Raw genomic sequence first — 24,927 nt, 5'->3', positions numbered from 1 at the left:
TTAAAGTGATTGGCTAGCACCCATTTGGGTCTGGTTCACTCCTTTGTGGTTCTTCCTGAGTTCTGGGTCCCCAAGGTAGCGGTTGTGGGAATAGGCTCCCCGCAATGAATGGCACATCCATCCCCTGAATGTCGCTCATCACAGGAATAAATTTCAAAAAAGCCCCGCGCCTGACTATGGTGAGGACTGTCTTTGGATCGCTAACAAGAGAACAACCATGAGCCAGACACCGTTCGATATTCAGCGCGCCGCCGTGATCGGCGCGGGCACCATGGGTCGTGGCATTGTCATGTGCCTGGCCAACGCCGGGGTGCCGGTGCAATGGGTCGATAACAATCCGCAGATGCTTGAACAAGCGCTGACCAGTGTGGCGGAGACTTACGCCCACAACGTGCGTCAGGGGCGGATCGACCAGGCAGAGGCGGATGCGCGCATTGCGAGGGTGACGGCGGTTGCCGATTACGCGGCTATCCGCGATGTCGATCTGGTCATCGAAGCGGTCTACGAAAACCTCGAGTTGAAACAGGAAATTTTCCGCGAACTCGACGGCCTGATGAAACCTGAAGCGATTCTGGCCAGCAATACTTCGGCGCTGGACATCGACGCGATTGCTGCTGCCACTCGCCGTCCGCAGCAGGTTTTGGGCCTGCATTTCTTCAGCCCGGCGCACATCATGAAATTGCTGGAGATCGTGCGCGGCGCCCAGACGGAACCGGCGGTGCTTGATGCAGCGCTGGAGCTGGGCAAGCGCATGGGCAAGGTCAGCGTGGTGTCGGGCAACTGCCACGGTTTCATCGGCAACCGCATGCTTCATCCATACGTGCTCGAAGCGCGCAAGATGCTGCTGGAAGGCGCTTTGCCTTATCAAGTGGATGCGGCGCTACAAGGTTTTGGTTTCGCCATGGGGCCGTTCCGCATGTACGACGTGGTCGGCATCGATCTGGAGTGGCGCGCTCGGGAACTGGCTGGCAAAGGTCAGGATGCGCCGGAGGTTCAAGTGGACAACCGCTTGTGCGAGCTGGGGCGTTTCGGTCAGAAGAGTGGCGACGGGTATTACCACTACGAACCGGGCAGTCGCCAGGCTGAGCACGATCTGGAAGTCGACGCGCTGGTACTGGAAGTCAGCGAAGGGTTGGGGTTCCAGCGTCGCGAGATCGGCCCTGAAGAGGTTCTGGAGCGTTGTTTGCTGGCGCTGGTCAACGAAGGGGCGAAGATTCTTCAGGAAGGTATTGCGACGTCGGCGCATGACATCGATCTGGTGTACCTCAATGGTTATGGTTTCCCGGCGGACAAGGGCGGGCCGATGGCCTGGGCGGATCAGCAAGGGTTGGAAGATATTCATCTGCGGTTGTTGCAGCTTGAGACCAAGCAAGGCGATCACTGGGCGCCGGCGCGGTTGATTGGTGAACTGGCGGCGCAAGGTAAAGGGTTTGCCGACAAGTGATTTACTGATCGTTCCCACGCTCTGCGTGGGAACGCCTCCATGGACGCTCTGCGTCCGCTCCTGAATGTGCGTCACGGGCTGCATTCCCACGCAGAGCGTGGGAACGATCATGAATCCAACTCCAGGAACCGACTCTGATGTCCAACCCGATGCCCCAACGCACCGATTACCCCCACTTCCAGCCCATCACCACCCGCTGGCATGACAACGACGCCTACGGTCACATCAACAACGTCACCTACTACAGTTTTTTCGACACGGCAGTGAACACCTACCTGATCGAAGTCGGCGGTCTGGATATCCATGACGGCGAGGTGGTGGGATTTGTGGTGAGTTCGGCCTGCGACTACTTTGCCTCCATCGCTTTCCCGGACCGGATCGAAATCGGACTGCGTGTGGGCAAGTTGGGCAATAGCTCGGTGCAATACGAGCTGGCAGTGTTTAAGGCAGATGAAGATGAAGCCTGCGCGGCGGGACGCTTCGTGCATGTGTTCGTGGATCGGACCACGAATCAACCGGTGGCGATTCCTGCCGGATTGCGCGGGGCGTTGGAGCGACTGGCGATCTGAGAGGCAAAAAAAAATCGCAGCCCGAGGGCTGCGATGTTTTGATCTACCGGTAAACGAGGCGATTAAAACTTCAGTCGTCGTCGTGGTAGCGGTGTTTATGTTTATGCTTGCGATGGCCATAGGCATGACCACGACCTGGATGGCCGTCACGGTAGTAGCGACGATCATCACGGCCACGATAGGAACGACGATCATCATCGTCATCGCTCTTGTTGCCCATGTAGTTACCCAGCGCGCCACCGGCGCCGCCGCCTGCTGCGGAGCCGATCAGGCTGCCGGTGGTGCCGCCCATGCTGCGGCCGACCACGTTACCGCCTGCTGCGCCCAACGCACCACCAATGGCTGCTTCGCCACGGCTGCGTTTGTCTGCGCCGACTGCGCTACCACCCGCGCCGCCCAAGGCCGCGCCAATGGTTGAACCTGTACTGCCGCCTAACGATTGACCGACGACCGAGCCAAGAACCCCGCCCAATGCGCCGCCCACACCTGCTTCGGTGGTGCCGCCTGCAGAAGCGAAGCCACTGACCAGGCCAAGGGACAACAAGAGAATCGAGGAGAACTTCATAGAGGAACCTCAAGGGGATGACGGCGCGATCCTGAGGCTGTGTTGTGGTTGTGACAATCGAAATCCGACGAGTAACACGACTTGAGCACAATTCTATAAGTTACTGTTTTTTGGGCGGAACTTAAGTGTTTTTCGCCGGTCTTTAACTACTTCGCAAAGGCCGTTTCTATACAGAAACGGCCTTTTTTGTGGGCGTTTGGAAAGTGTTCGAAGGGTGTCGATAGTGCATTGCCAAGTCGAATGTCTTCGCGGGCAAGCCTCGCTCCTACAGAGTTTTAGAGTCGTCCACTGACTCCGTGAACGACACAATTCTGTAGGAGCGAGGCTTGCCCGCGAAGAGGCCAGACCTGCCGCCGCGTTAAGCCGACTTGGCCATGATCAACCCAGTCTCACTCGCCGCCTCCAGCCGAATCGCCACAAACTTCGACGTCGGCGTATGGCTGCCATCCCCGGTGCTTTCCAGCGGCACCAGCGGGTTCACTTCCGGATAGTAAGCGGCCGCTTGCCCGGCAGGAATATCAAACGCCAGCAGCGTGAAGCCCTTCACCCGCCGCTCACGGCTATCATCCCAGATCGAAACGATGTCAGCCTTCTGCCCTGGTTTGAAGCCCAGGCGAATGATGTCGGCCTCATTGACGAACAACACATCCCGTTGACCTTTTACCCCGCGATAACGGTCATCAAGACCATAAATCGTGGTGTTGTACTGATCGTGTGAACGCATCGACTGCATGATCAGGTCCGGCAGCACGCCGGTGGCGCGGGTACGTTCGTGCACCAAGTCTTTGGGCAGCATGTTCGCACGGAAGTTGGCCCGACCCGATGGGGTATTCCAGCGACGTGCGCGGGCACTGTTACCCAGGTGAAAACCACCCGGGTTCAGGATTTTCTCGTTGAAGTCCCGGAAGCCCGGGATCGTGTCGGCGATCAGGTCGCGGATGCGGCTGTAATCGGCCACCAGCCAGTTCCAGTCCACCGGTTTGCTGCCCAGGGTCGCGGCGGCGATACCGGCGATGATTGCAGGCTCCGAGCGCATCTGGTTCGACAGCGGCTGCAGTTGACCGTTGGAAGCGTGGACCATGCTGAACGAGTCTTCCACGGTCACCGCTTGGGCGCCTTCGGTCTGGATATCGATGTCGGTACGGCCCAGGCACGGCAGGATCAGCGCATCTTTACCATGGGCCAAATGGCTGCGGTTGAGCTTGGTGCTGATCTGCACGGTCAGGTCGCAGTTGCTCAAGGCCTGGAAGGTCCGTGGGCTGTCCGGGGTGGCTTGGGCGAAGTTGCCGCCCAGGCCGATGAAGACTTTGGAGCGGCCGTCGGCCATGGCATGAATCGCCTCGACCACGTTGTGGCCGTTTTCACGCGGCACCTTGAATTGGAAGCGGCGCTCCAGAGAATCGAGGAACGCCACCGGCGGACGTTCGTTGATGCCCATCGTCCGGTCGCCCTGCACATTGCTATGGCCACGCACTGGGCACAGACCGGCACCCGGCCGTCCGATGTTGCCACGCAGCAGCATCAGGTTGGCGATTTCCTGGATGGTCGGCACCGAATGACGATGCTGGGTAATGCCCATGGCCCAGCACATGATCACGTTTTTGCCTTTGGCGTACATGCGCGCTGCTTGCTCGATTTCCACCAGCGTTAGGCCGGACTGCTCGACGATCTGCTCCCATGGGGTGTCGTCGATGACGCCCATGTATTCCAGCACGTTGACGGCATGTTCATTGAGGAAGTCGTGATCGAACACCGCCGGTGCACCAGCGTTCTGCGCGTCGCGTTCCCATTGCAGCAAAAATTTCGCCATGCCGCGCAGCACCGCCATGTCGCCGCCCAGCGCAGGACGGAAGTACGCGGTATTGGTCGGCTTATCGCCGTTGGTGAGCATTTCCAGTGGGTGCTGTGGATGCTGGAAGCGTTCCAGGCCGCGTTCTTTCAGCGGGTTGACGCACACCACCTGAGCGCCGCGTTTCACCGCTTCGCGCAGGGGTTCGAGCATCCGCGGATGGTTGGTTCCGGGGTTCTGGCCCCAGACGAAAATCGCATCGGCGTGTTCGAAATCATCGAAGGTCACGGTGCCTTTGCCGATGCCGACACTTTGCGCCATGGCCACACCGCTGGCCTCGTGGCACATGTTCGAGCAATCGGGGAAGTTGTTGGTGCCGTAGGCACGCACGAACAGCTGATAGAGGTACGCCGCTTCGTTGCTGGCGCGGCCCGAAGTGTAGAACTCGGCTTGATCCGGGCTCGACAGGCCCTGCAAATGTTTACCGATCAGCGCGAAGGCGTCATCCCAGCTGATGGGTTGGTAACGATCGGTCTCGGCGTTGTAGCTCATCGGCTCGGTCAGTCGGCCCTGATACTCAAGCCAGTAGTCGCTCTGTTCCAACAGCGAGGTGACGCTATGTTTGGCAAAGAATGCAGCGTCGACACGCCGTTTGGTCGCTTCCCAGTTCACCGCTTTGGCGCCGTTCTCGCAGAACATCACCATGCCTTTTTCCGGAGAATCGCCCCAAGCGCAACCTGGGCAGTCGAAGCCGCCATTCTGGTTGGTCTTGAGCATTATGCGCAGGTTTTTCAGCGCGTTATCGCTGGTCAACCAGGCCTGGGCGACGCTGATCAGCGCGCCCCAGCCACCGGCTGGGCCTTTGTAGGGCTTGTAGCGGGGGACGGGTTTCTGGTCGGCTTGACGGTGTTGACTCACGCTTGATTCTCCAACGCTGGGCTGTAGACCCGCGGTGCACTTTTCTGCGGCAGGTGGATGAGATTGAGGTTGTGACGACGGGCCCATTGCACGGCAAGGCCTGTGGGCGACGACAGGCTGACCAGGGTCTGGATGCCGGCGCGTAAAACTTTCTGGATCAATTCGAGACTGCAACGACTGGTGACAATCGCCAGGCCGCCGGTGGTCGGGATCTTCTGGCGGATCAACCCGCCGATCAGCTTGTCGAGGGCGTTGTGCCGGCCGATGTCTTCACGGCCCAGCAGCAATTCACCGTTGCCATTCATGAACACCGCCGCATGCACCGCGCCGCAATGCTGGCCCAGCGGCTGAAACTCGCCGATGCGCTGGCGCAGGCCGTCCAGCCATTCGGCCGGGGGCAGTGGGGCGCCGGGCAGGACTTTGAGGTCGGGCAGCGCTTGCTCCACCGCTTCCACGCCGCAGAGGCCACAACCGCTGGTGCCGGCCAGTTGCCGGCGCTGCTGCTTGAGGTTCCAGAAGGCGCGGTTGGCGATGGTCACTTGCGCGTATTGCGCCGAACCTGTGCCACTCAGTTGCAAGTCGTAGATATCTGAAGCGTCTTCGATGATGCCGCTGCCGAGGCTGAAGCCGACGATGAAGTCTTCAAGATCCGTTGGCGTCACCAACATGACCGCCTGGCTGATGCCGTTATAGGCAATCGCCAACGCGACTTCTTCGGCCAGCGCGGTGCTGGCCGATTCGGTGTATTCAAGGTTGCAGTAGCAGTATGTCTGGCTTGCGGCGGTCGCGGGCGTTTCAACAGCAGGCGCCGCGCGGGCAGGGCGCTTGGCGTTCATTAGGCATCACCGACGGTTGGGTCAGCTTTAAGCCTAGGCGCGTCAACATGTCGCGTCTAATTGCTATTACTGATCTGCCGATAGATGACGTCGATCAAGAGCCTGTCATTGATTGCTGATAGATCGCGAAACACGCTTCTGCAAGCGCCGAACGCGGAGCGCTGCGGCGCATGATCAGCCCTAGCCGGGCGAGGGTCTGGGCGCTTTCGATGGGCTGCAGGCGCAAGTGATCGGTGAGGTTTTCGAGACCGCCATCCAGCGGCATCACAGCACAGCACAGGCCGCCGTGTACCGCTTGTAACAATTGGTGGACTGCGTCGGTTTGCAGCAACGGTTGGGGGGCCAAGCCACGGCTGTGGAAGTTATGGTCGATGGACTGGCGAAAATGCATGCCGCTGGTGAGCATGCCCAGCGGCAGTTCAATCAACGATTTCCAACTCAAGGGCGCGTCGCCGAAACTGAAGAAACGCTGATCGTAGAGCAAGCCCATGCGGGTTTCGCTGAAGGCCAGGGAGTCAAAACGTTCGCCATCCAGCCGTTCCAGATAGGAAACGCCGAGGTCGAGGCGATTGTTCGCCAGTTGTTCGAGGATTTGTTCGGAACTCAGTGCCGAGAGTTCGAAGCGCAGGTTCGGGTGTTCTGCGTGCAGGCGTTGCATCAGCGGTACCGGGTCGAAACTCGACAGCGGAACCACGCCCAGACGCAACGTACCCACGAGGTTGCCGCGACAGGCTGCCGCTTCGGCCTGCAAACCGTCGTAGGCCGCCAGCACCGTACGCGCCCACGCCAGCACGCGTTCGCCCGGCGCGGTGAAACCTTCGAAGCGCTGGCCGCGGTTGACCAGCGGCAGGTCGAGCTCTTCTTCGAGGCTGCGCAGGCGCATGGACAGGGTCGGCTGGGTGATGTGACAACGCGCGGCGGCTTGGCCGAAGTGGCGGGTTTCGTCGAGAGCGATGAGGAATTTGAGCTGCTTGATGTCCATCTTCGCTCCAGGGCGCGGGCAAGGTTTGCGATTCTACCGCCTGCGCGGGGTTGGGTCATTGGTCGGCTGGGAACCGGACATTGCACGGCTGGTCTAGTCTTTGGCGTCTGGAACCTAAACCCCAAGGAGAGTGCACCATGAGTATTTTTAGCTTTGTGAAAGAAGCAGGCGAAAAACTTATCGATCTGCTGACACCTGGCAACGCCAATGCCAGCGAGCAGTTGAAGGAACATATCAGCAAGGTCGGCCTGGGTAATCCGAATGTTCAGGCGACCATCGAGGGCGACAAAGTCATCATCACCGGTGAAGTGGCGAGCCAGGAAGAGAAGGAAAAAATTCTGCTGGCCGTGGGCAATATCCAAGGCGTCGGTAGCGTGGATGACCAGATTACTGTGACTGGGCCGGTGGCGAAGGCTGCTCGTTTCGTTACCGTGAAAAAGGGCGACACCCTCAGCGCGATTTCCAAGGCTGAGTACGGCGACGCGAACAAGTACAACAAAATCTTCGAGGCCAACAAACCAATGCTTTCGCACCCGGACAAGATCTATCCGGGGCAGGTGTTGCGGATTCCTGAGTAAGGTTCAAGACCGTGTGATGGCCTTCGCGGGCAAGCCTCGCTCCTACAGGTCCGTGTCGTGTGCATATTCTGCGAACGACATAAATCTGTAGGAGCGAGGCTTGCCCGCGAAGCAGACGACTCGGTATCAGAGCCCGGCAATCAATTCCCGATAATCCCCCACCGCCGCAAACTCGGCCGTGTCCTTCGGCCCTTTGCGGCTGTCCGGCTCGCTCACGGCCAGCAGATGCGCCACGCCAAAATTGCGTGCACTGCGCAGAATCGGCAACGTATCGTCGATAAACAGACTGCGTGTCGGGTCGAAGCCGATGTCGGCCTGCAAGGCATCCCAGAACTGCGGGTTTTCCTTGGGGAAACCGTAATCGTGAGAGCTGATCAACCGCTCGAAATACGGCGCCAGTTCAATTCGTTCCAGCTTCAATGACAGCGAGTCACGGTGGGCGTTGGTGATTAGTACCACGCGCTTGCCGGCCCGTTTGATCGCCGCCAGAAACGTGTCCGCATCCGGGCGCAGGGCGATCAAGTGCGCGGTTTCCAGTTTCAGTTCGCGCACCGACAGCTTCAGCTCGGCGCTCCAGAAGTCCAGGCAGTACCACTGCAACTGACCGGCATTGCGTTCGAACAACGGCTGCAATTCCAGCTCCGCCATGGCCCGGCTCACCCCATGCAGCTCGGCATAACGCTGGGGCAGGTGTTCCATCCAGAAATGATTGTCGTAGTGCAGGTCCAGCAACGTGCCGTCCATATCCAGCAAAACGGTATCGATGTCGCGCCAGGGCAGCAGGGACATAAAAAACTTCTCCAGCGGTAAAAAAGATATCCGAGATAAACAATCAGGATAGGCCGGGTATAGTAACGCGCTTACGCCAAGGAGCCATTTATGCGCCAGAAACCCACCGTACTCGCCCGCGAGATCGTCGCCACCAGCCGTTTGTTCTGTGTCGAAGAGCTGAAGTTACGCTTTTCCAATGGCGTTGAGCGCACTTACGAGCGTCTGGTCAGCAAAGGCACCGGTCATGGCGCGGTGATGATCGTGGCGATGCTCGACGCGGAGCACGCGGTGTTGGTGGAGGAATACTGCGGTGGCACCGATGCATACGAGCTGTCCCTGCCCAAAGGCTTGATCGAGCCGGGCGAAGACGTGTTGGCGGCGGCCGAGCGCGAGCTCATGGAAGAGGCCGGGTATGGCGCGCGGCAGCTTGAACATTTGACCGAGTTGTCGTTGTCACCGGGCTACATGAGCCAGAGAATTCAGGTGGTGCTGGCCACCGACCTGTACGAAGAACGCCTGGAAGGCGACGAGCCCGAGCCGATGGGGGTGGAAAAGATCAACCTGCGTGAATTGTCATCCCTTGCGCAAAACCCGCGATTCACCGAGGGCCGTGCCTTGGCGGCATTGTATCTGGCTCGTGATCTACTGACTCAACGTGGGGTGTTCCTGCCATGACGTTGAATTTCCCCCATCCGTTGATGGCGCCAGTCGTTGAACTGGCTTTGAAGGCTGGCGAGGCGATCCTGCCATTTTGGCGTATCAACGTTGCAGTCACTGCAAAGTCCGATGATTCGCCCGTTACAGCTGCCGACATGGCGGCTCATCATCTGATTCTGGCCGGGCTGACGGCGCTGGATCCGAGCATTCCGGTGCTGTCCGAAGAGGACGCCAATATCCCCCAGAGCGTGCGCGCTGGCTGGCAGCGCTGGTGGCTGGTCGATCCGTTGGACGGGACCAAGGAGTTCATCTCGGGTAGCGAAGAGTTCACCGTCAACATTGCGCTGATCGAGCAGGGCCGTGTGGTATTTGGCGTGGTGTCGATGCCGACCAATGGGCGTTTTTATGTCGGCGGTGCCGGGGTGGGGGCCTGGCGTGGCGATAAAGACGCCGAGCCGTTGCCAATTCAGGTTCGCGACGTTCCGGCTACGGGTGAAGCTTTTACGGTGGTCGCCAGTCGTCGGCATTCGAGCCCTGAGCAGGAACGGTTACTCGCGGGGTTGAGCGACAGCCTGGGTGAGCTGCAACTTGCCAATATCGGAAGTTCGCTGAAATTTTGCCTGCTGGCGGAAGGGGCAGCGGATTTTTACCCGCGGTTGGCGCCGACATCGCAGTGGGACACGGCCGCTGCGCAAGGTGTGCTGGAAGGCGCGGGGGGGGAGGTGCTGGATTTAAATGGTGAGCCGTTCTGCTATCCGGCGCGGGAGTCGTTGTTGAATGAGTTTTTCCTGGCGCTGCCGGCTAAGGCGGCATGGCGGGAGAAGTTGTTGGCTTTGGCCCGCGGTTAAGATCAAAAGATCGCAGCCTCGCTTCGCTCGACAGCTCCTACAAGGGAACGCATTCCGACCTGTAGGAGCTGTCGAGCGAAGCGAGGCTGCGATCTTTTGCTTTACCGGTGAAGGACATACTGCCCGGTAAACTTCACTGCATCCTCTTCACTCCCTGCATTCACGATCCGCGAATGCAGCGTCAACCGCGCCCGTCCATATCGCTCATACATCGCCAAAAACTTCTTCCACACCGCCGCACTCGGTGCATGACAAATTGCCGTCGCGTCCATGGTGACCGGCAGCGGATAGCTGATCTGCCCTTCCTGAATCACGATGTGCCCGTCTTCAATGCCTGCTTCGTGCAAACGCAAATGCAACCAGCCCCAGCCGGCCAGCACTGCGCCGCAATACAGGCTGCCGCCGAACATGGTGCTCTTGTGATTGACGTTGGCCTCCAGCGGCAGGTGCAGGCGCAGTTGTTGGTCGTGCCAGTCGAGCACTTTGAGGCCCATCTTCCGCGTGAGGGGGATGTCGGAATGGAGGATCGATTCCAGGTGACGACTGTCGCGGTTCATTCACTGGCCTTTTGTTTGAAGAGGATGATTTTACGGTAGCTCAATCGAGGTCGTCGGTTTGGCTGCTGGCACCGCTGTCGGCGAAGTTCAGACCATGCTTGCGCAGCTTGTCATGCAAAGTTTTGCGCGGAATGCCGAGTGCTTCGGCGAGGCTGCGCACGGAACTGTGCGAGCGCGCCAGTTCGGCGGCAATCAGGCTCTTCTCGAAGTTCTCCACTTGCTCGCTCAGACCGCCGCTGACCACTTCAATCGTGCTGCCGACGCCGCCATCTGGCGCGCTGTTGTCCAGCGCCAGTTCCAGGCCCAGGGCAAAGCGTTCGGCGGCATTCTGCAATTCGCGCACGTTGCCTGGCCAGGTATGGCGCAATAGCAGCGCCCGGTGCCCCGGCTGCAATTCGTGGGGCGGTAAACCGTGTCGGGCGCTGGCTTCATCGGCGAAATGCTGGAACAGCATCAACGCATCCTCGCCCCGCTCGCGCAACGGCGGAATGCGCAGCGGCGCGACGTTCAGGCGGTAATACAAGTCGGCACGGAAGCGGCCCTGATCAGCGGATTGACGCAGGTCTTCCTTGGTCGCGGCGATGATGCGGATGTCCAGCGGGATCAACTGATTGCCGCCCAAGCGCTCGACCACCCGCTCTTGCAGCAAGCGCAGCAGTTTCACCTGCACGTCCAGGCTCATGCTTTCGATTTCATCGAGGAACAACGTGCCGCCGTTGGCGAATTCGAACTTGCCGATGCGGCGCTTCTGCGCGCCGGTAAACGCACCGGGTTCATGACCGAACAGCTCGCTTTCCACCACCGACTCGGCCAGCGCCCCGGCGTTGATCGCCACGAACGGGCCGTTACGCCGACTCGACAAATCGTGCAGCGCGCGTGCCACCACTTCTTTGCCCGCACCGGTTTCACCGAGGATCAGCACGTCGGCCTTGGTTGCCGCCAGTGCACCGATCTGCTCGCGCAGGCGCAGCATCGGCGCCGATTGCCCCACAAGTCGAGCGCTCAGTTCGTTGCGATCGCTCAGGGCCAGACGCAGGCTGCGGTTGTCCAGCACCAGCCGGCGCAGGTCCAGGGCTCGACGTACGCTGTCGAGCAGGGAGTCGCTGGCGAAAGGTTTTTCCAGAAAGTCATAGGCCCCGGCGCGCATGGCTTGTACGGCTAGCGGTACATCGCCGTGGCCGGTGATCAGCAGCACCGGCAGCTCCGGATCCTGGGCGTGGAGTTCGGTCAGCAGTTCGAGACCGTCCATGCCCGGCATGCGGATGTCGCTGACCACCACCCCCGGCCAGTCGCGTTCCAGTTGCCCGGCCAGGCCTTTGGCTTCAGCCAGCGGCAGGATCTTCAGGCCGGCCAGGTCGAGGGTCTGGCTCAGGGCCTGACGCAGGTGGGGATCGTCGTCGATCAACACGACCTGGATGCGGTTGTCGATGGTCATGCACTTCGGTCCTCGGACGGTTGCAGGCTCACGCCCGGTGCGCCTGCGCGCAATTTCAGGGTAATCAGGGCGCCACCTTCCTTGTGGTTGGAGAACGACAGTTCACCGCCGAAGGCGCGCATCAGCGTGTCGCAGATCGCCAGCCCCAGCCCAAGCCCCTGAGTGCGGGTCTTGGTGGTGTAGAAGGGCTCGCCGGCACGACCCAGCGCTTCCAGGCAGAACCCGGGGCCGTTGTCGCGAATGTACAGATTGACGCCATCGGCGGTGGACTCGGCACTCAACCAGAGTTTACGCGGCGGGCCTTTTTCCGTCAGAGCATCGAGGGCATTGGCCAGCAAGTTACCGAGTACCTGGCGCAGACGGGTTTCCCCGGCCTCGACCCACAGGGTGGCCGCCGGCAGGTCGCGGATCAGCTCGACTTCCATGCTGCGCCGACGCTTGGCCAATAACGCCAAGGCATCGTCCAGTGCTGGTTGCAGGGCCACGCTTTCCGGGGCGTGACGATCACGCCGGGCGAAGGCGCGCAGGTGGGCAATGATCGAGGCCATGCGCCCGGTCAATTCGCTGATCAGCTTGAGGTTACCGCGAGCATCCTCGGTGCGCTGATGATCGAGCAGCACTTCGGCGTTTTCCGCGTAGCTGCGAATTGCCGCCAGCGGCTGATTGAGTTCATGGCTGATGCTCGCCGACATCGTCCCCAGCGCCGAGAGCTTGCCGGCCTGCACCAGGTCATCCTGCGCGCGCACCAGTTCTTGCTGAGCGTGTTCGCGCTCCAGCACTTCCTGTCTCAGTCGACGGTTGAGGCCTTCGAGGTCGCTGGTCCGTTCGGCGACCCGGCCTTCCAGTTCCTGACGGGCCTTGCCTTCGAAAGCGATTCGTTCCAGGTAATGGCGTCGGCGTTGCATCATTAGGCCGAGCAACAGCATCAATACCAATAGCGTTGCGCCGCCAATGGCCACGACGGTGCGTACCGGGCGGTCGATCAGGGTACGTGGTGCAAGGATACTGACGCTCCAGCCGGTTTCTTCGATCTGCCGGGTTTGGGTCAGCCAGGCGTTGGCGTCGAGATTCAACGGCTTGGGATCACGGGTGGGGTAGGGTTGAATCGCGGCGATGGCCTCGCGCTCTGCGTCGCTCAATGGGCGGGTCGAGCGGAAACGCCACTCGGGCCGTGACGTGAGGATGACCACGCCGTTGTGGTCGGTCACCAACAGCTGTTCCGGGGTTTTGCCCCAGAGGCTTTCGGTGTGGTCGAGGTCGACCTTGACGACCAATACACCGATGATTTTTTCACGATCACGCACCGCTGCGGCGAAGAAGTAACCGCGTTTGGCCGAGGTCGTCCCCAAGCCGAAGAAGCGCCCCAGACGCCCGGCCATCGCTTCACTGAAATAAGGCCGGAAGGCGAAATTACGGCCAACGAAGCTGTCGTGCTTGTCCCAGTTGGAGGCCGCCAGCGTCTTGCCAGTGGTGTCCATCAGGTACATGACTTCGGCGCCGGTCTGGGCACTGATGTTTTTCAACAGGCGATTGGCATTGCCCTGAATCACGCCCTCGTCGGGCGCGGCCAACGTCGTGCGCAGGGCGGGCAGCTCGCCGAGAATCTGCGGCAGCACTTCATACCGGTGCAGGGTGCCCAGCAGGTTGGCGACGTAGAGGTCGAGGGTCTGACGGTTCTGTCCGGCCAGTTCGCTGCGGTAATAACGCTCGGCCAGATGCTCCAGCGGCCACAGCAAGGGCGCCAGGCACAAAGCGAGCAACGCCAGGCTGCGCCAGCGGGGTCTGCGAGGAAGGGTCGGAGTCATGAGCATCAAACGCCTGTGGATACAGACGCATTATGCCTAGGCTTGCGGGCGCAGTCTGCGCACCTGGGGTCAAGTGCGCGCTGGCGGTGAAAATTCACACAGCAATTCAGGAAAAGACTTCAGCGTCCTTGAAGAGCGCGGCGGACTGATCCTTGGCCGAAAGCTTCGGTGCTTCGTCCAGCTGCCAGTCAATGCCCAGGTCCGGATCGTCCCAGCGAATGCTGCGCTCGGCCGACGGGGTGTAGTAGTCGGTGGTTTTGTAGAGGAATTCGGCGAAATCGCTCAACACCACGAAACCATGGGCAAAACCTTCCGGCACCCAGAGTTGGCGATGGTTGTCGGCAGAAAGACGCACAGCGACCCATTTGCCGAAATGCGGCGAGCTGCGGCGAATGTCCACCGCCACGTCCAGCACTTCACCAGCGGTGACACGCACCAGTTTGCCCTGAGTGTTTTCCAACTGGTAATGCAAACCGCGCAGTACACCTTTTTGCGAGCGGGAGTGGTTGTCCTGAACGAACTGAGTGTTCAGGCCGGTTGCCTCTTCGAAAGCCTTGGCGTTGAAGCTCTCATAGAAGAAGCCGCGCTCGTCACCAAATACCTTGGGTTCGATGATCAGAACACCGGGCAGGTCGGTGGTGACTACATTCATGGTGTTTCTCCAGCAATAGGCGTGATGGCCGACATTCTTACGCAAAGTGGCGGCGGGTGCGAGTGGGGTGGTGAAGAGAAATGCGCGAGCATTTGATTCGCGCCAACCAGGAAGAGGGTTGCGTATCGCCCCAAGCAATGGCGATATAAGCGCCTAATAAAATTTCAGGGGGTTTGTATGCCGCTCGCCACGTTGATTCACCGCGCCAGTCTGCCCAGCCCGCAGGTGTCTGCGGCGCAAGCGCTTGAGCTGCTGGAAGAGCATTACGGGCTGAGCGGGCAGTTGCAGGCGCTTGGGAGCCAGCAGGATCTCAATTTTCGCGTCGACAGCGAGCAGGTGCGTTTCGTCCTGAAAATCTGCCGTGGTGATTACTCGTCGCTGGAGCTGCAAGCTCAGCACGCAGGGCTCAAGCATCTGGCTGAATATTCTGGCGTGCAGGTGCCACGAGTTATCCCTGCCAAAAACGGCGCAGACTTGCTTTCCCTGGAGGTCGGCGGCCAAGCGGTGCATATGCGCCTGCTCGATTACATCGACGGCCAGTCGCTGACGCACCTTGATCATCTGAGCCATTCAGTGGTTGCCGGTTTCGGTCGGCTTTGCGGCGAAATGGACCTGGCGCTAGCCGGTTTCGATCATCCGGGCCTTGAGCGCACCCTTCAATGGGACGCCCGCCACGCCAACACGTTGATCGCGCATTTGCTGCCGGTGATCAAGGATGAGCGGCAACGAGCGTTGATTGCTAAAGCGGCCGAACAGGCCGAGCGCCATTTGCAGCCACTGGTGGGTAAGCTGCCGGTGCAGGCGATTCACATGGACATCACCGACGACAACGTGGTCTGGCAGCGGGATTCTCAGCGCCAATGGCAGTTGCAGGGCGTGATCGATTTCGGCGATCTGGTTCGAACCTGGCGGATCACCGATCTGTCGGTGACTTGCGCCGCGCTGCTGCATCATGCCGATGGCGATCCGTTCTACATTTTGCCGGCGGTTCGGGCTTATCACGCGGTCAATCCGTTGCAGCATGAAGAGTTGCTGGCGCTATGGCCGCTGATTGTTGCGCGTTCGGCGGTGTTGGTGCTGAGTGGCGAGCAGCAGGTCAGCATCGATCCGGGCAATGAGTACAGTCGTGACAACCTGACCCATGAGTGGGAAATTTTCCGCGTTGCCACGTCGGTGCCATTGGAATTGATGGAGGCGGCGATTCTTACTGCAGTCGGGCAAAGCCTGCCGAGCATCGGCAGTGAAAGCTTCGCGCCATTGTTGCCGAGTCTGGTGGGGCGAGAATTTGCGTTGATCGATCTAGGCGTGCTCAGCCCGCATTTCGAGGCGGGTAACTGGGAGCAGCAAGGAATCGATCTGCGTTTGTTGACGGAAGCCGCCGCAGCTCACGGTCTGGCGGCCAGTCGATATGGCCAGTATCGTTTGTCCCGCACTCGGCCGGACAGCGCCAGCGAACCGGACACTTTCCCGTTACACGTTGCATTGCGAGTGCCCGACGGCACGGCGGTCGAAGCGCCGTTTGCCGGGGTGATCCATATCGAAGGGGAGAATTTGCTGCAACTGGACGGCCCAGAGCTCAGCGTCCGATTGTGGGGTGTGGCCCCATCGGTACGCAGTAGCGCGGCACTGGTCAAAGGCCAGGTGTTGGGTTCGGTCAGCGGGCCGTTGATCGTGCAGTTGTGTCGAAGCGCTCAGCTCGACGCGCCGTTGTTTTGCACACCTTCGCGCGCGGCAGCCTGGCAGGCGTTGTGCCCTTCACCTGCCGTGTTGCTGGGCCTGGCCTGTAATGCGGAAGAAGAACTCGACCCGCAGACATTGCTGGTTCGCCGTGACGCGAGTTTCGCTCGCTCCCAAAAACACTATTACGTCGACCCGCCGCGCATCGAGCGAGGCTGGCGCAATCACCTGATCGATATGCAGGGGCGCTCTTACCTCGACATGCTCAACAATGTCGCGGTGCTCGGTCATGGCCATCCGCGCATGGCGGCCGTCGCCAGCCGGCAGTGGTCGTTGCTCAACACCAACTCGCGTTTTCATTACGCAGCGATTGCCGAGTTTTCCGAGCGCTTGCTGAAACTGGCACCGGACAACATGGATCGCGTATTTCTGGTCAACAGCGGTACCGAGGCCAATGATCTGGCGATCCGCCTGGCCTGGGCCTACAGCGGCGGTCGAGACATGCTCAGCGTGTTGGAGGCTTATCACGGCTGGTCGGTGGCGGCGGATGCGGTGTCGACTTCGATTGCCGACAACCCCAAGGCCTTGAGCAGCCGTCCCGATTGGGTGCATCCGGTCACCGCACCGAACACCTATCGTGGTGAGTTTCGTGGCGTCGACAGCGCCCCCGACTATGTGCGTAGCGTCGAGCACAACCTGGCGAAAATCGCCGAGCAGAAACGCCAGTTAGCCGGTTTCATCTGCGAGCCGGTGTACGGCAATGCCGGCGGTATCTCGCTGCCGCCGGGCTATTTGAAGCAGGTCTATGCGCTGGTCCGCGCTCTGGGCGGGGTGTGCATCGCCGATGAGGTGCAGGTCGGTTACGGCCGCATGGGCAAATTCTTTTGGGGTTTCGAAGAACAGGGCGTGGTGCCAGACATCATCACCATGGCCAAAGGCATGGGTAACGGCCAGCCGCTGGGCGCAGTCATTACTCGTCGGGAAATTGCCGAAGCGCTGGAGGCGGAGGGTTACTTCTTCTCGTCGGCTGGTGGCAGCCCGGTCAGTTGCCAGATCGGCATGGCAGTGCTGGATGTGATGGAAGAAGAAAAACTCTGGGAAAACGCCCAGGTCGTGGGCGGGTATTTCAAGGAACGTCTTGAAGCGTTGATTGACCGGCATCCGTTGGTAGGAGCGGTGCATGGTTCCGGCTTCTATCTGGGCGTGGAGTTGATCCGCAATCGAGAAACCCTCGAGCCCGCGACCGAAGAAACCACGGCGTTGTGCGATCGCCTTCGAGAGTTGGGAATCTTCATGCAGCCGACGGGTGATTACCTGAACATTCTCAAGATCAAACCGCCGATGGTCACCTCGCGTCAGAGCGTGGATTTCTTTGTCGACATGCTGTCGAAGGTGTTGGACGAAGGGTTGTAAGACTTGATACCGCTTTCGCGGGCAAGCCTCGCTCCTACAAGTCCGTGTCGTGCGCAAATTTCGCGAACGACATAAATCCGTAGGAGCGAGGCTTGCCCGCGAAGGAGTCATGAAGACATACATGCAATTCGATTGTTATCGGGATTAAGTGAGATTTTTCCGACGGAAAGAATGTTTATCGCTTTAAAAGCCGATTTTTATCGGCTATAAAGTCGCCTCTGCCCACACGGTGTGGACGAACCACGCCCGGTCTGCCTCTTTCTGTCACCGGTCGATGCCACCCTCGACCTTCAAGCACTTGCCCAGGAGATGATTCATGAGCCGTATCGTTACCGTCGCCGCTACCCAGATGGCCTGTTCCTGGGACCTTGAAGCCAACATCGAGACCGCTGAGAAGCTGGTCCGTGAGGCCGCGGCGAAAGGCGCGCAAATTATCTTGATCCAGGAGCTGTTCGAGGCGCCGTACTTCTGCCAGAAGCCGAACCCCGATTACCTGCAACTGGCCACGACGGTAGAAGACAACGTCGCCATCAAGCACTTCCAGAAAGTCGCCAAAGAACTGCAAGTAGTGCTGCCAATCAGCTTCTACGAACTGGCCGGTCGCGCGCGTTTCAACAGCATCGCGATCATCGATGCCGATGGCAGCAACCTCGGGATTTATCGTAAAAGCCACATCCCGGATGGCCCTGGCTACCACGAAAAGTACTACTTCAACCCGGGCGATACCGGCTTCAAAGTCTGGAACACCCGTTACGCGAAAATCGGCGTGGGCATCTGCTGGGATCAGTGGTTCCCTGAGTGTGCCCGCAGCATGGCGCTGCAAGGCGCGGAAATTCTGTTCTACCCGACCGCCATAGGCAGCGAGCCACACGACAAGAGCATTTCGTCCCGCGACCACTGGCAGCGCGTGCAACAAGGCCATGCCGGCGCCAACCTGATGCCGCTGATCGCCAGCAATCGCATCGGCAACGAAGAGCAGGACGGCTACGACATTACCTTCTACGGCTCGTCGTTCATTGCCAACCAGTTTGGCGAGAAAGTCCAAGAGCTGAATCAAATAGAAGAAGGCATTCTGGTTCACAGTTTCGACCTCGATGAGCTGGAGCACATTCGCAGCGCATGGGGCTCGTTCCGTGACCGTCGCCCGAATCTGTACGGCGCGATCAAAACCCTCGACGGTTCCCTGGAGTCCTGAACCATGACCACTTTGAACAGCACCCCTCGCACCGACGGCTTTTACATGCCCGCCGAATGGGCACCACAGACCCAGACCTGGATGGTCTGGCCCGAACGCCCGGATAACTGGCGCCTGGGCGGCAAACCGGCGCAAGCCGCGCACGTGGCAGTGGCCAAGGCCATCGCGCGATTCGAACCGGTGACCGTGGCGGTCTCCGCCGGCCAGTACGAAAATGCTCGTGCCCGTCTCGACGTGCCGAATATTCGTGTGGTGGAGATGTCCAGCGATGACGCCTGGGTTCGGGATACTGGCCCGACGTTCGTCATCAACAATCGCGGCGAAGTCCGTGGTGTGGATTGGGACTTCAATGCCTGGGGCGGTTTCGACGGTGGTCTGTATTCCCCGTGGAACCGTGACTCGCAGGTGGCGGGCAAGATCCTCGAAATCGAGCGCAGCCCGCGCTACCGCACCGAAGGTTTTGTGCTCGAAGGTGGCTCGATCCATGTCGATGGCGAAGGCACCCTGATCACCACCGAAGAGTGCCTGCTCAACCGCAATCGCAACCCGCACATGGACCGTGCGCAAATCGAAGCAGTGCTCAGTGCAAATCTGGCTGTGGATAAAATCATCTGGCTGCCGGACGGTTTGTTCAACGACGAAACCGATGGCCATGTGGATAACTTCTGCTGCTACGTGCGCCCGGGCGAAGTACTGCTGGCCTGGACTGACGATCCCCAGGACCCGAACTACCCGCGCTGCCAGGCGGCAATGAACGTTTTGCAAAACAGCACCGATGCCAAGGGGCGCCCATTCACGGTGCACAAGATGCCGATTCCTGGGCCGCTGTACGCGACTGAAGACGAGTGCGCCGGCGTGGATCCGGTAGACGGCACTCAGGAACGCAATCCGACCGTTCGTCTGGCCGGCTCTTATGTGAACTTCCTGATCGTCAACGGCGGCATCATCGCGCCGAGTTTCGATGACCCGTTGGACGGTCCGGCCAAAGAGATTTTGCAGGCTTTGTTCCCGCAGCATGAAGTGGTCATGGTGCCGGGCCGCGAACTGTTACTGGGTGGCGGAAACATCCACTGCCTTACCCAACAACAGCCCGCGCCGCACAAGGAATGAGTGAGGTTGTAACAGCTTGAGTTGATTGAAGAATCGATTGAGCAACGATTCAGCCTCGTCGTTTCATGGAAAGCCCCCAGCCCATCAGGACTGCGGGCTTTTTTTGTATCCACTTATGGACACTTCGAAAACATTGGCACAGCTCTTGTATCTCCGATGGGGCAACACGGGGGAGGGAGAGAACTTCGATGTTCTGTCATAAACCTTGGATATGTTAGCCGCTCACAAACCGGGAGAGAGCGCTGAGATGAACGCCGAAATGAACGTCGTGAGCGAGCGGGCAATGCATCCCCTGGCAGTTAACAGCGAATCGCTCCAGGTCTTGGCGCAGTGGTTGAAGTCCAATGGAACGCGTCAGATCAGGGAACCTGATCCGCGCCGGATGATGATCGAGCGCTACCCTGCTGGTTTGTTCAGCGAGGCGGAACTGGAAGCACTGTGGGATGTGATGGAAGGATAAGAAGAAAAACAACGGATTGATAAAAGCGCTGCCGGGAAGGCGGCGCTTTTTTTATGGGCGAAGGTTTTTATGATTGATCGTTGCCGCGCTGCGTGGGAACGCCTCACCGGACGCTCCGCGTCCATAGGGGACGCAGAGCGTCCCTGGCTGCATTCCCACGCAGAGCGTGGGAACGATCAACCCAAACCGTATCAACAGTGTTTAGAAACGGTAAGTTCCAGTCACGACCAGGCTCCGGGGTGCGCCCGGTTGAATCTGTGCCGCACTGGTGGCCGACGAGTAATACTCGCGATCGGTGATGTTGTTCAGCGCCGCCCGCAAATCCCAATCCTTGTGCCGGAACCCGGCCAATGCATCCCAACGGCCATAACCTGGCAGTACGGTTGTGTTGAGGTTGTCGGCGTAACGCTGACCCACCAGGGTCAAACCGGTTTCGGCGTACCAGCCCATTTCCGGTTTCCAGGTCAGGAACAGGCTGCCGTTGTGCTTGGCCACGTTGCTGATGCGTTTGCCTTCGAAGCCGTTGTTGTCCTTCTCGACTTTTGCGTCCTGCACGCCGACGCCACCGCGCACGTACCAGTTGCCAGCGATCTTGCCGGTGCCGGTCAGTTCGATCCCGCGCGAGCGTTGCAGGCCGGTGAGCAGGATCACGGTCGGATCGTTCGGGTCGCTGGTGCGACGGTTGGCCAGTTCCAACTCGTAGATCGCCAGCGTAGTGCTCAGGCGATCGTCGAGCCAGTCGCTCTTCACGCCGATCTCCTTCTGCTTGGTCAGCTCGGGACTCAGGTCGTTGCTGTTGCCGGCCGCGCCTGGGGTGATGCCGATCAAGCCGCCACCCACCGGGGAAAAGGTCTTGGTCCAGGACGCATAGAAGGAGTGATTCTGCAGCGGCGTCCAGACCACGCCTACTCGCGGGCTGGTGCTGTGGCTGTCCCGATCTTCGGAAATGCCCCGCAGCTTGTTGGTCGAATCGATATCAAAGGTGTCATATCGCAAACCGGCGAGCAGTTGCCATTGATCGTTCAGACGCAGTTGATCCTGCACGTACACCGCACGGCTTTCGACTTCGGTGTGGGTGCTGCTCGACACCTGCATGCGTCCGGTATGACGCAAGTCGCGATTCGGGTTGTACAGATCCAGCGCCGGTACCGGCGAACTGCCCCGCCCAGTCGTTGCTGCGTTGTACAGCGTCGGATCGCGACGCTGGCTGCCGATTTCGGTGCCGGTCAGCAGTCGATGCTCCAGGCCGAATGTGTCGAAGCCGCCTTCCAGTTCGACGTTGTTATAGACGTTACGGGTGGTCAGGTCTTGCTGCCAGTGCTGGCGCGTGACCTTGTTGGTCGCCGGGATGTAACCGGTCAGATAGGTGTTGTCGAAATCGCTGTTGAGCTTGAACACGCCCAAGGTATGACGCAGTTGCCAGTTGTCGCTGAGTTCATAGCTGAGTTTCGAACGCAGGGATTGCGACGTGTCGTCGATGAAATCGTGTTCGCTGCCGTAGGTCGTGTCCGGTCCTACATCCGCCGGGCGCCCGTTGACCCCGGGGATGCCGCGATCCGGCGTACGGTTGTAGCGGCTGTATTCGTACTGCACCAGCCAATTGAGGTCGGGCGTCAATTGCCAGCTCATGGACGGTGCGAACAGTTGGCGATTGCCACTGACGCCATCGCGAAAGCTGTTCTGGTCCAAGTTGCCCATGTTCAGGCGCAGGCTGATGTTCTCGCTCGGGTCGGTGCTGAGGTCGGCATACAGGCTGCGCAGATCGTCGCTGCCACCTTGGGCTTCAAGTGTCGAGCGGCGACCGAACTCCGGCAGCTTACTGACCCGGTTGACGATCCCGCCCTGACTGCCACGGCCATACAACACGGCCGCCGGGCCTTTGAGGACTTCGATGCGTTCGATGTTGTGCAAGTCGCGCACGTACTGGCTGTCGTCACGGATGCCATCGAGGTAGAAGTCGTTGCTGGCGTCAAAACCACGGATGCGCAAGCTGTCGAAACGGGTGTCGGCGCCACTGCTGACGTTGGGAATACCACTGAGTGCCGTGCCCAGATCGTTGGTGCCGTAATCCACCACGTTCGCGGTTTTCACCGAATCGATGGCCTGCGGCACGTAACGCACCGGTGTAGCCGTGCGAGTTGCGGTGCTGGTTTCCTTTACGCGCGGATCGTCAGCTTGCGCTTCGGCGTTGACCGAGGTCTCGGGTAAAACGGTCGTCGCGGCACAGGTAAAACCGGCAGACAGGAACGCGGAAAGCCCAAGGGTGACGGGCATAAGGCGGGAAGGGGCAGGCATCTGAAGCGCATCCGGAAGGGTAGAGAAAATCGAAGGCGCGAATGGTAATGCTTGTTATTTACTTCCGTTAATTATTCTTGAACGGTTCCTCTGTTTGATTGTTTCAAGTTATGTCGTGATTGGTACAAAAGTACTGAGGGTTATTCGACCGATTCATGAAACAGACTGAAAGCCATTCCAGCGTTTTTCCGAAACTGTCTGGGGGCTAATCTGCCGGCATCGAGTTTTCTTACTTTGTTGCCGGAGTCTTCCCATGATCCTTCACTACATTTACGACCCTTTGTGCGGCTGGTGTTACGGCGCCAAACCACTGGTCCAGGCTGCCCAAACCGTGTTGCCTGTCTTTGCCCACGGTGGCGGCATGATGACCGGCGCCAACCGCCAGACCGTTTCGCCACAACTGCGCAATTACGTAATGCCCCATGACCGACGCATCGCCGAGTACACCGGCCAGCCGTTTGGCGAGGCGTATTTCGAAGGTTTGCTGCGCGATGAGACTGCGGTGTTCGATTCCGCGCCGCCGATTGCCGCTGTGCTGGCAGCCGAGCAGATCGCAGAACGCGGCCTTGAATTGCTGGGGCGTTTGCAGACGGCTCATTACGTGGAAGGTCGACGAATTGCTGATAACACCGTGCTGCTGGAACTCGCCACAGAAATAGGCCTTGAACCTGAGGCCTTCCAACAGGCATTTAATGAAGCCGACACCGATCGCCATATCAAAGACAGTCGCGCACTCTTGGCCAAGGTCGGTGGTCACGGTTTCCCGACTTTCGCGCTGGAAAAGGATGGCCAGTTCACTCTGGTCGATATCGGCCCGTGGCTCGGCAAGCCGCAAGCTTTCGCCCAATGGTTGAGCCAGTCGTTTGCGGCAAAAGAGTCTTCATCCGCGTTTCAAGCCTGTGGCCTCGACGGCTGCGCCCATTGAATTCACCAGGAGTCACCATGGATAACCTGAGCCTGATCAAAAGCACCTACGAAGGCGCCAACTCTCAGGAGAACGCGCGCAACACCGCCGCGGCGCTGGCCGATGACGCTCGATGGACAGAGGCCGCGGGCTTCCCATACGCCGGGACCTATGTCGGTTTCGACGCTATCGTCGAAAACGTCTTCAAGCGCCTGGCCACCGAGTGGGAAGATTTTCAGTTCAAGGTCGAGAACTACGTCGCACAGGGCGACAAGGTGTTTGCCTACGGCAATTACAGCGGAATCTACAAAGCCACCGGCCGCCCGATGAATGCTCGGGTCGCTCACTTGTGGACCCTGGCCAACGGCAAAGTCACGCATTTCGAACAATTCGTCGACAGCCATACCGTGCAATTGGCTATCGCTGACAAGTGATTCCTGGACGATTTTTGCCTATTTACAGACGATTCATGAAATTGAAACAGACTTGATAAAAACCCCCGACCGGTTCGGGTTTTTTTTCGCCCTCATGAACGTAGGAAAATACGAAAAATGGCTGTTTTCGATCGCAAAAAGTCGAATTAAAGCAACTTCATACCGCGTTTCAACCAACGCTTGATATGCCTGAAATTCTTTCTCATGGGCCGCAAATCCTGCACCTACTAGATTAAGCCGCTAAATGCAGCGGAGACCTGGTAATGATCGTTTTGAACAGAGAAGTTGGCGAATCGCTACGGCGCGACAAATATGTCAACGTCCAGGGAGCTGACTTTAATCTGTTCGGTCATTTTTCCGACTTTGTCAGATTGACCAAAAGTTGGGAAAGCATGGAGCCGGACAGTTATTACGGCCAGGCCGAGGCGGGCATGCGTTTCCGTCGTTACAGCGATTTCGAATACAACCCGGTTACCCGTGACCTGACGCAGCTGGAACACCGCGCCTACGTGCAATCGAAGGCCAACAACAGCTATGTCGGCGGACTCGAGCGGCACTTCCAGGACTTCTCCAATGAAGTCATCAATTCGCCGGTGATGCGTAGCCTCATCGATGCGGATTTCGAGGTGTACAAAAACGTATTGCCGCCGGAGTTGCACGATGAAATCTGGCAATGCCAGATCCATCAGATCCGCATCGAGATCAAGCCGGGCAAGCAACTGGAAATTACTCCTGAAGGCATTCATTGCGACGGCTATCCGTTCAGCGGTGTGCATTTCTGGGGCCGCAATAACGTGGATGGCGCGGAGAGCCGTTTGTATTCGGCCCAAGAGGAACAATTGGCGGCGACGACCTATCTGGAAATCCTCGATACCACCTATTTCCTCGATCGCGACATGCGTCACTACGTGACACCTGCACGCAACACCCACGCTCACGAAATGGCCTATCGGCAGATTCTGGCCATTTCCTTCTCGCGGCCCGGGACCGCTTTCGACATTGTTCGCTGAACAGCTAGACCCCATGCACATCG

At 59.2% G+C, this 24,927-nt stretch carries 22 protein-coding genes; 12 read left to right on the top strand and 10 right to left on the bottom strand.

What is annotated here, in order from left to right; translation table 11 throughout:
- Positions 1–217: 217 nt before the first annotated feature.
- Positions 218–1,444 (top strand): 3-hydroxyacyl-CoA dehydrogenase, encoded by a 1,227-nt coding sequence (locus tag NHU87_RS07915; protein ID WP_253547177.1) that lies wholly within the window; start codon positions 218–220, stop codon positions 1,442–1,444.
- Between the two features lie 137 nt (positions 1,445–1,581).
- Positions 1,582–2,013 (top strand): acyl-CoA thioesterase, encoded by a 432-nt coding sequence (locus NHU87_RS07910; protein WP_253547175.1) that lies wholly within the window; start codon positions 1,582–1,584, stop codon positions 2,011–2,013.
- A 70-nt stretch (positions 2,014–2,083) separates the two neighbouring features.
- Here the strand turns inward: NHU87_RS07910 and NHU87_RS07905 are convergent, their stop codons facing one another.
- The 4 genes from NHU87_RS07905 to NHU87_RS07890 all read right to left on the bottom strand — a co-directional run bounded on the left by NHU87_RS07905 (position 2,084) and on the right by NHU87_RS07890 (position 7,103).
- On the bottom strand, positions 2,084–2,578 hold the full coding sequence (locus NHU87_RS07905) for a glycine zipper domain-containing protein (protein ID WP_253547173.1): 495 nt from the start codon (positions 2,576–2,578) through the stop codon (positions 2,084–2,086).
- A 358-nt stretch (positions 2,579–2,936) separates the two neighbouring features.
- The gene (locus NHU87_RS07900) at positions 2,937–5,285 is read right to left on the bottom strand and encodes an FdhF/YdeP family oxidoreductase (RefSeq protein WP_253547171.1); all 2,349 of its coding nucleotides are present in this window, start codon (positions 5,283–5,285) and stop codon (positions 2,937–2,939) included.
- Complete coding sequence (gene fdhD / locus NHU87_RS07895; protein ID WP_253547169.1) at positions 5,282–6,121, bottom strand: formate dehydrogenase accessory sulfurtransferase FdhD; 840 nt, start codon at positions 6,119–6,121, stop codon at positions 5,282–5,284. Before fdhD ends, NHU87_RS07900 begins: the two co-directional genes overlap by 4 nt.
- A 94-nt stretch (positions 6,122–6,215) precedes the next feature.
- Positions 6,216–7,103: a LysR family transcriptional regulator gene (locus tag NHU87_RS07890; RefSeq protein WP_253547167.1), complete on the bottom strand. Its 888-nt coding sequence runs from the start codon at positions 7,101–7,103 to the stop codon at positions 6,216–6,218.
- 137 nt (positions 7,104–7,240) lie between these two features.
- Between NHU87_RS07890 and lysM the strand changes: the two genes are divergently transcribed.
- Positions 7,241–7,681: a peptidoglycan-binding protein LysM gene (lysM, locus tag NHU87_RS07885; protein WP_253547165.1), complete on the top strand. Its 441-nt coding sequence runs from the start codon at positions 7,241–7,243 to the stop codon at positions 7,679–7,681.
- A 126-nt stretch (positions 7,682–7,807) separates the two neighbouring features.
- Here the strand turns inward: lysM and yrfG are convergent, their stop codons facing one another.
- Complete coding sequence (gene yrfG / locus NHU87_RS07880) at positions 7,808–8,470, bottom strand: GMP/IMP nucleotidase (RefSeq protein ID WP_030129609.1); 663 nt, start codon at positions 8,468–8,470, stop codon at positions 7,808–7,810.
- A 90-nt stretch (positions 8,471–8,560) separates the two neighbouring features.
- On the opposite strand from yrfG, the gene nudE reads away from it, so the two are divergent.
- Both nudE and cysQ read left to right on the top strand, forming a co-directional pair.
- Positions 8,561–9,127, top strand: coding sequence for an ADP compounds hydrolase NudE (nudE, locus tag NHU87_RS07875; RefSeq protein ID WP_123721690.1), 567 nt, complete (start codon positions 8,561–8,563; stop codon positions 9,125–9,127).
- Positions 9,124–9,957, top strand: a complete 834-nt coding sequence (gene cysQ, locus NHU87_RS07870; RefSeq protein WP_253547163.1) for a 3'(2'),5'-bisphosphate nucleotidase CysQ — start codon at positions 9,124–9,126, stop codon at positions 9,955–9,957. The genes nudE and cysQ overlap by 4 nt, the downstream gene beginning before the upstream one ends.
- A gap of 101 nt (positions 9,958–10,058) precedes the next feature.
- Here the strand turns inward: cysQ and NHU87_RS07865 are convergent, their stop codons facing one another.
- The 4 genes from NHU87_RS07865 to rfbC all read right to left on the bottom strand — a co-directional run bounded on the left by NHU87_RS07865 (position 10,059) and on the right by rfbC (position 14,406).
- On the bottom strand, positions 10,059–10,514 hold the full coding sequence (locus NHU87_RS07865) for a thioesterase domain-containing protein (protein ID WP_253547161.1): 456 nt from the start codon (positions 10,512–10,514) through the stop codon (positions 10,059–10,061).
- A 40-nt stretch (positions 10,515–10,554) separates the two neighbouring features.
- Positions 10,555–11,949 (bottom strand): sigma-54-dependent transcriptional regulator, encoded by a 1,395-nt coding sequence (locus tag NHU87_RS07860; protein ID WP_253547159.1) that lies wholly within the window; start codon positions 11,947–11,949, stop codon positions 10,555–10,557.
- The gene (locus NHU87_RS07855; RefSeq protein WP_253547157.1) at positions 11,946–13,754 is read right to left on the bottom strand and encodes a sensor histidine kinase; all 1,809 of its coding nucleotides are present in this window, start codon (positions 13,752–13,754) and stop codon (positions 11,946–11,948) included. Before NHU87_RS07855 ends, NHU87_RS07860 begins: the two co-directional genes overlap by 4 nt.
- 106 nt (positions 13,755–13,860) lie before the next feature.
- Positions 13,861–14,406 carry a dTDP-4-dehydrorhamnose 3,5-epimerase gene (gene rfbC / locus NHU87_RS07850; protein WP_253547155.1) on the bottom strand — a complete coding sequence of 182 codons (546 nt, stop codon included), beginning with the start codon at positions 14,404–14,406 and terminating at the stop codon, positions 13,861–13,863.
- A 177-nt stretch (positions 14,407–14,583) separates the two neighbouring features.
- Here rfbC and NHU87_RS07845 point away from each other — a divergent pair, with 177 nt between their 5' ends.
- From NHU87_RS07845 to NHU87_RS07830, 4 genes are all read left to right on the top strand, one after another.
- Entirely contained in the window at positions 14,584–17,496 is a 2,913-nt protein-coding gene (locus NHU87_RS07845; protein ID WP_253547153.1) for an aminotransferase, read from the top strand.
- Between the two features lie 316 nt (positions 17,497–17,812).
- Entirely contained in the window at positions 17,813–18,691 is an 879-nt protein-coding gene (aguB, locus tag NHU87_RS07840; RefSeq protein ID WP_253547151.1) for an N-carbamoylputrescine amidase, read from the top strand.
- Positions 18,692–18,694: 3 nt separating this feature from the next.
- Positions 18,695–19,801 carry an agmatine deiminase gene (gene aguA, locus NHU87_RS07835; protein ID WP_007895251.1) on the top strand — a complete coding sequence of 369 codons (1,107 nt, stop codon included), beginning with the start codon at positions 18,695–18,697 and terminating at the stop codon, positions 19,799–19,801.
- Between the two features lie 247 nt (positions 19,802–20,048).
- Positions 20,049–20,261, top strand: a complete 213-nt coding sequence (locus NHU87_RS07830; protein WP_008068732.1) for a hypothetical protein — start codon at positions 20,049–20,051, stop codon at positions 20,259–20,261.
- A gap of 201 nt (positions 20,262–20,462) precedes the next feature.
- Here NHU87_RS07830 and NHU87_RS07825 read toward each other — a convergent pair whose 3' ends face one another.
- A complete protein-coding gene (locus NHU87_RS07825; protein ID WP_253547148.1) occupies positions 20,463–22,556 on the bottom strand; it encodes a TonB-dependent receptor in 2,094 nt (697 codons plus the stop codon).
- Between the two features lie 253 nt (positions 22,557–22,809).
- Here NHU87_RS07825 and NHU87_RS07820 point away from each other — a divergent pair, with 253 nt between their 5' ends.
- The 3 genes from NHU87_RS07820 (at position 22,810) to NHU87_RS07810 (ending at position 24,904) form a co-directional block, all read left to right on the top strand.
- Complete coding sequence (locus NHU87_RS07820) at positions 22,810–23,481, top strand: DsbA family protein (RefSeq protein ID WP_253547146.1); 672 nt, start codon at positions 22,810–22,812, stop codon at positions 23,479–23,481.
- 17 nt (positions 23,482–23,498) lie between these two features.
- Positions 23,499–23,894: a nuclear transport factor 2 family protein gene (locus tag NHU87_RS07815; protein ID WP_052962850.1), complete on the top strand. Its 396-nt coding sequence runs from the start codon at positions 23,499–23,501 to the stop codon at positions 23,892–23,894.
- Between the two features lie 263 nt (positions 23,895–24,157).
- A complete protein-coding gene (locus NHU87_RS07810; protein WP_253547144.1) occupies positions 24,158–24,904 on the top strand; it encodes a 2OG-Fe dioxygenase family protein in 747 nt (248 codons plus the stop codon).
- Positions 24,905–24,927: the final 23 nt, after the last annotated feature.

The sequence above is a fragment of the Pseudomonas mandelii genome, assembly GCF_024138395.1.
Taxonomy (GTDB): domain Bacteria; phylum Pseudomonadota; class Gammaproteobacteria; order Pseudomonadales; family Pseudomonadaceae; genus Aquipseudomonas; species Aquipseudomonas mandelii_E.
Note: the sequence above shows the minus strand (reverse complement) of the source record. Positions and strands in the feature narration are given on the sequence as shown.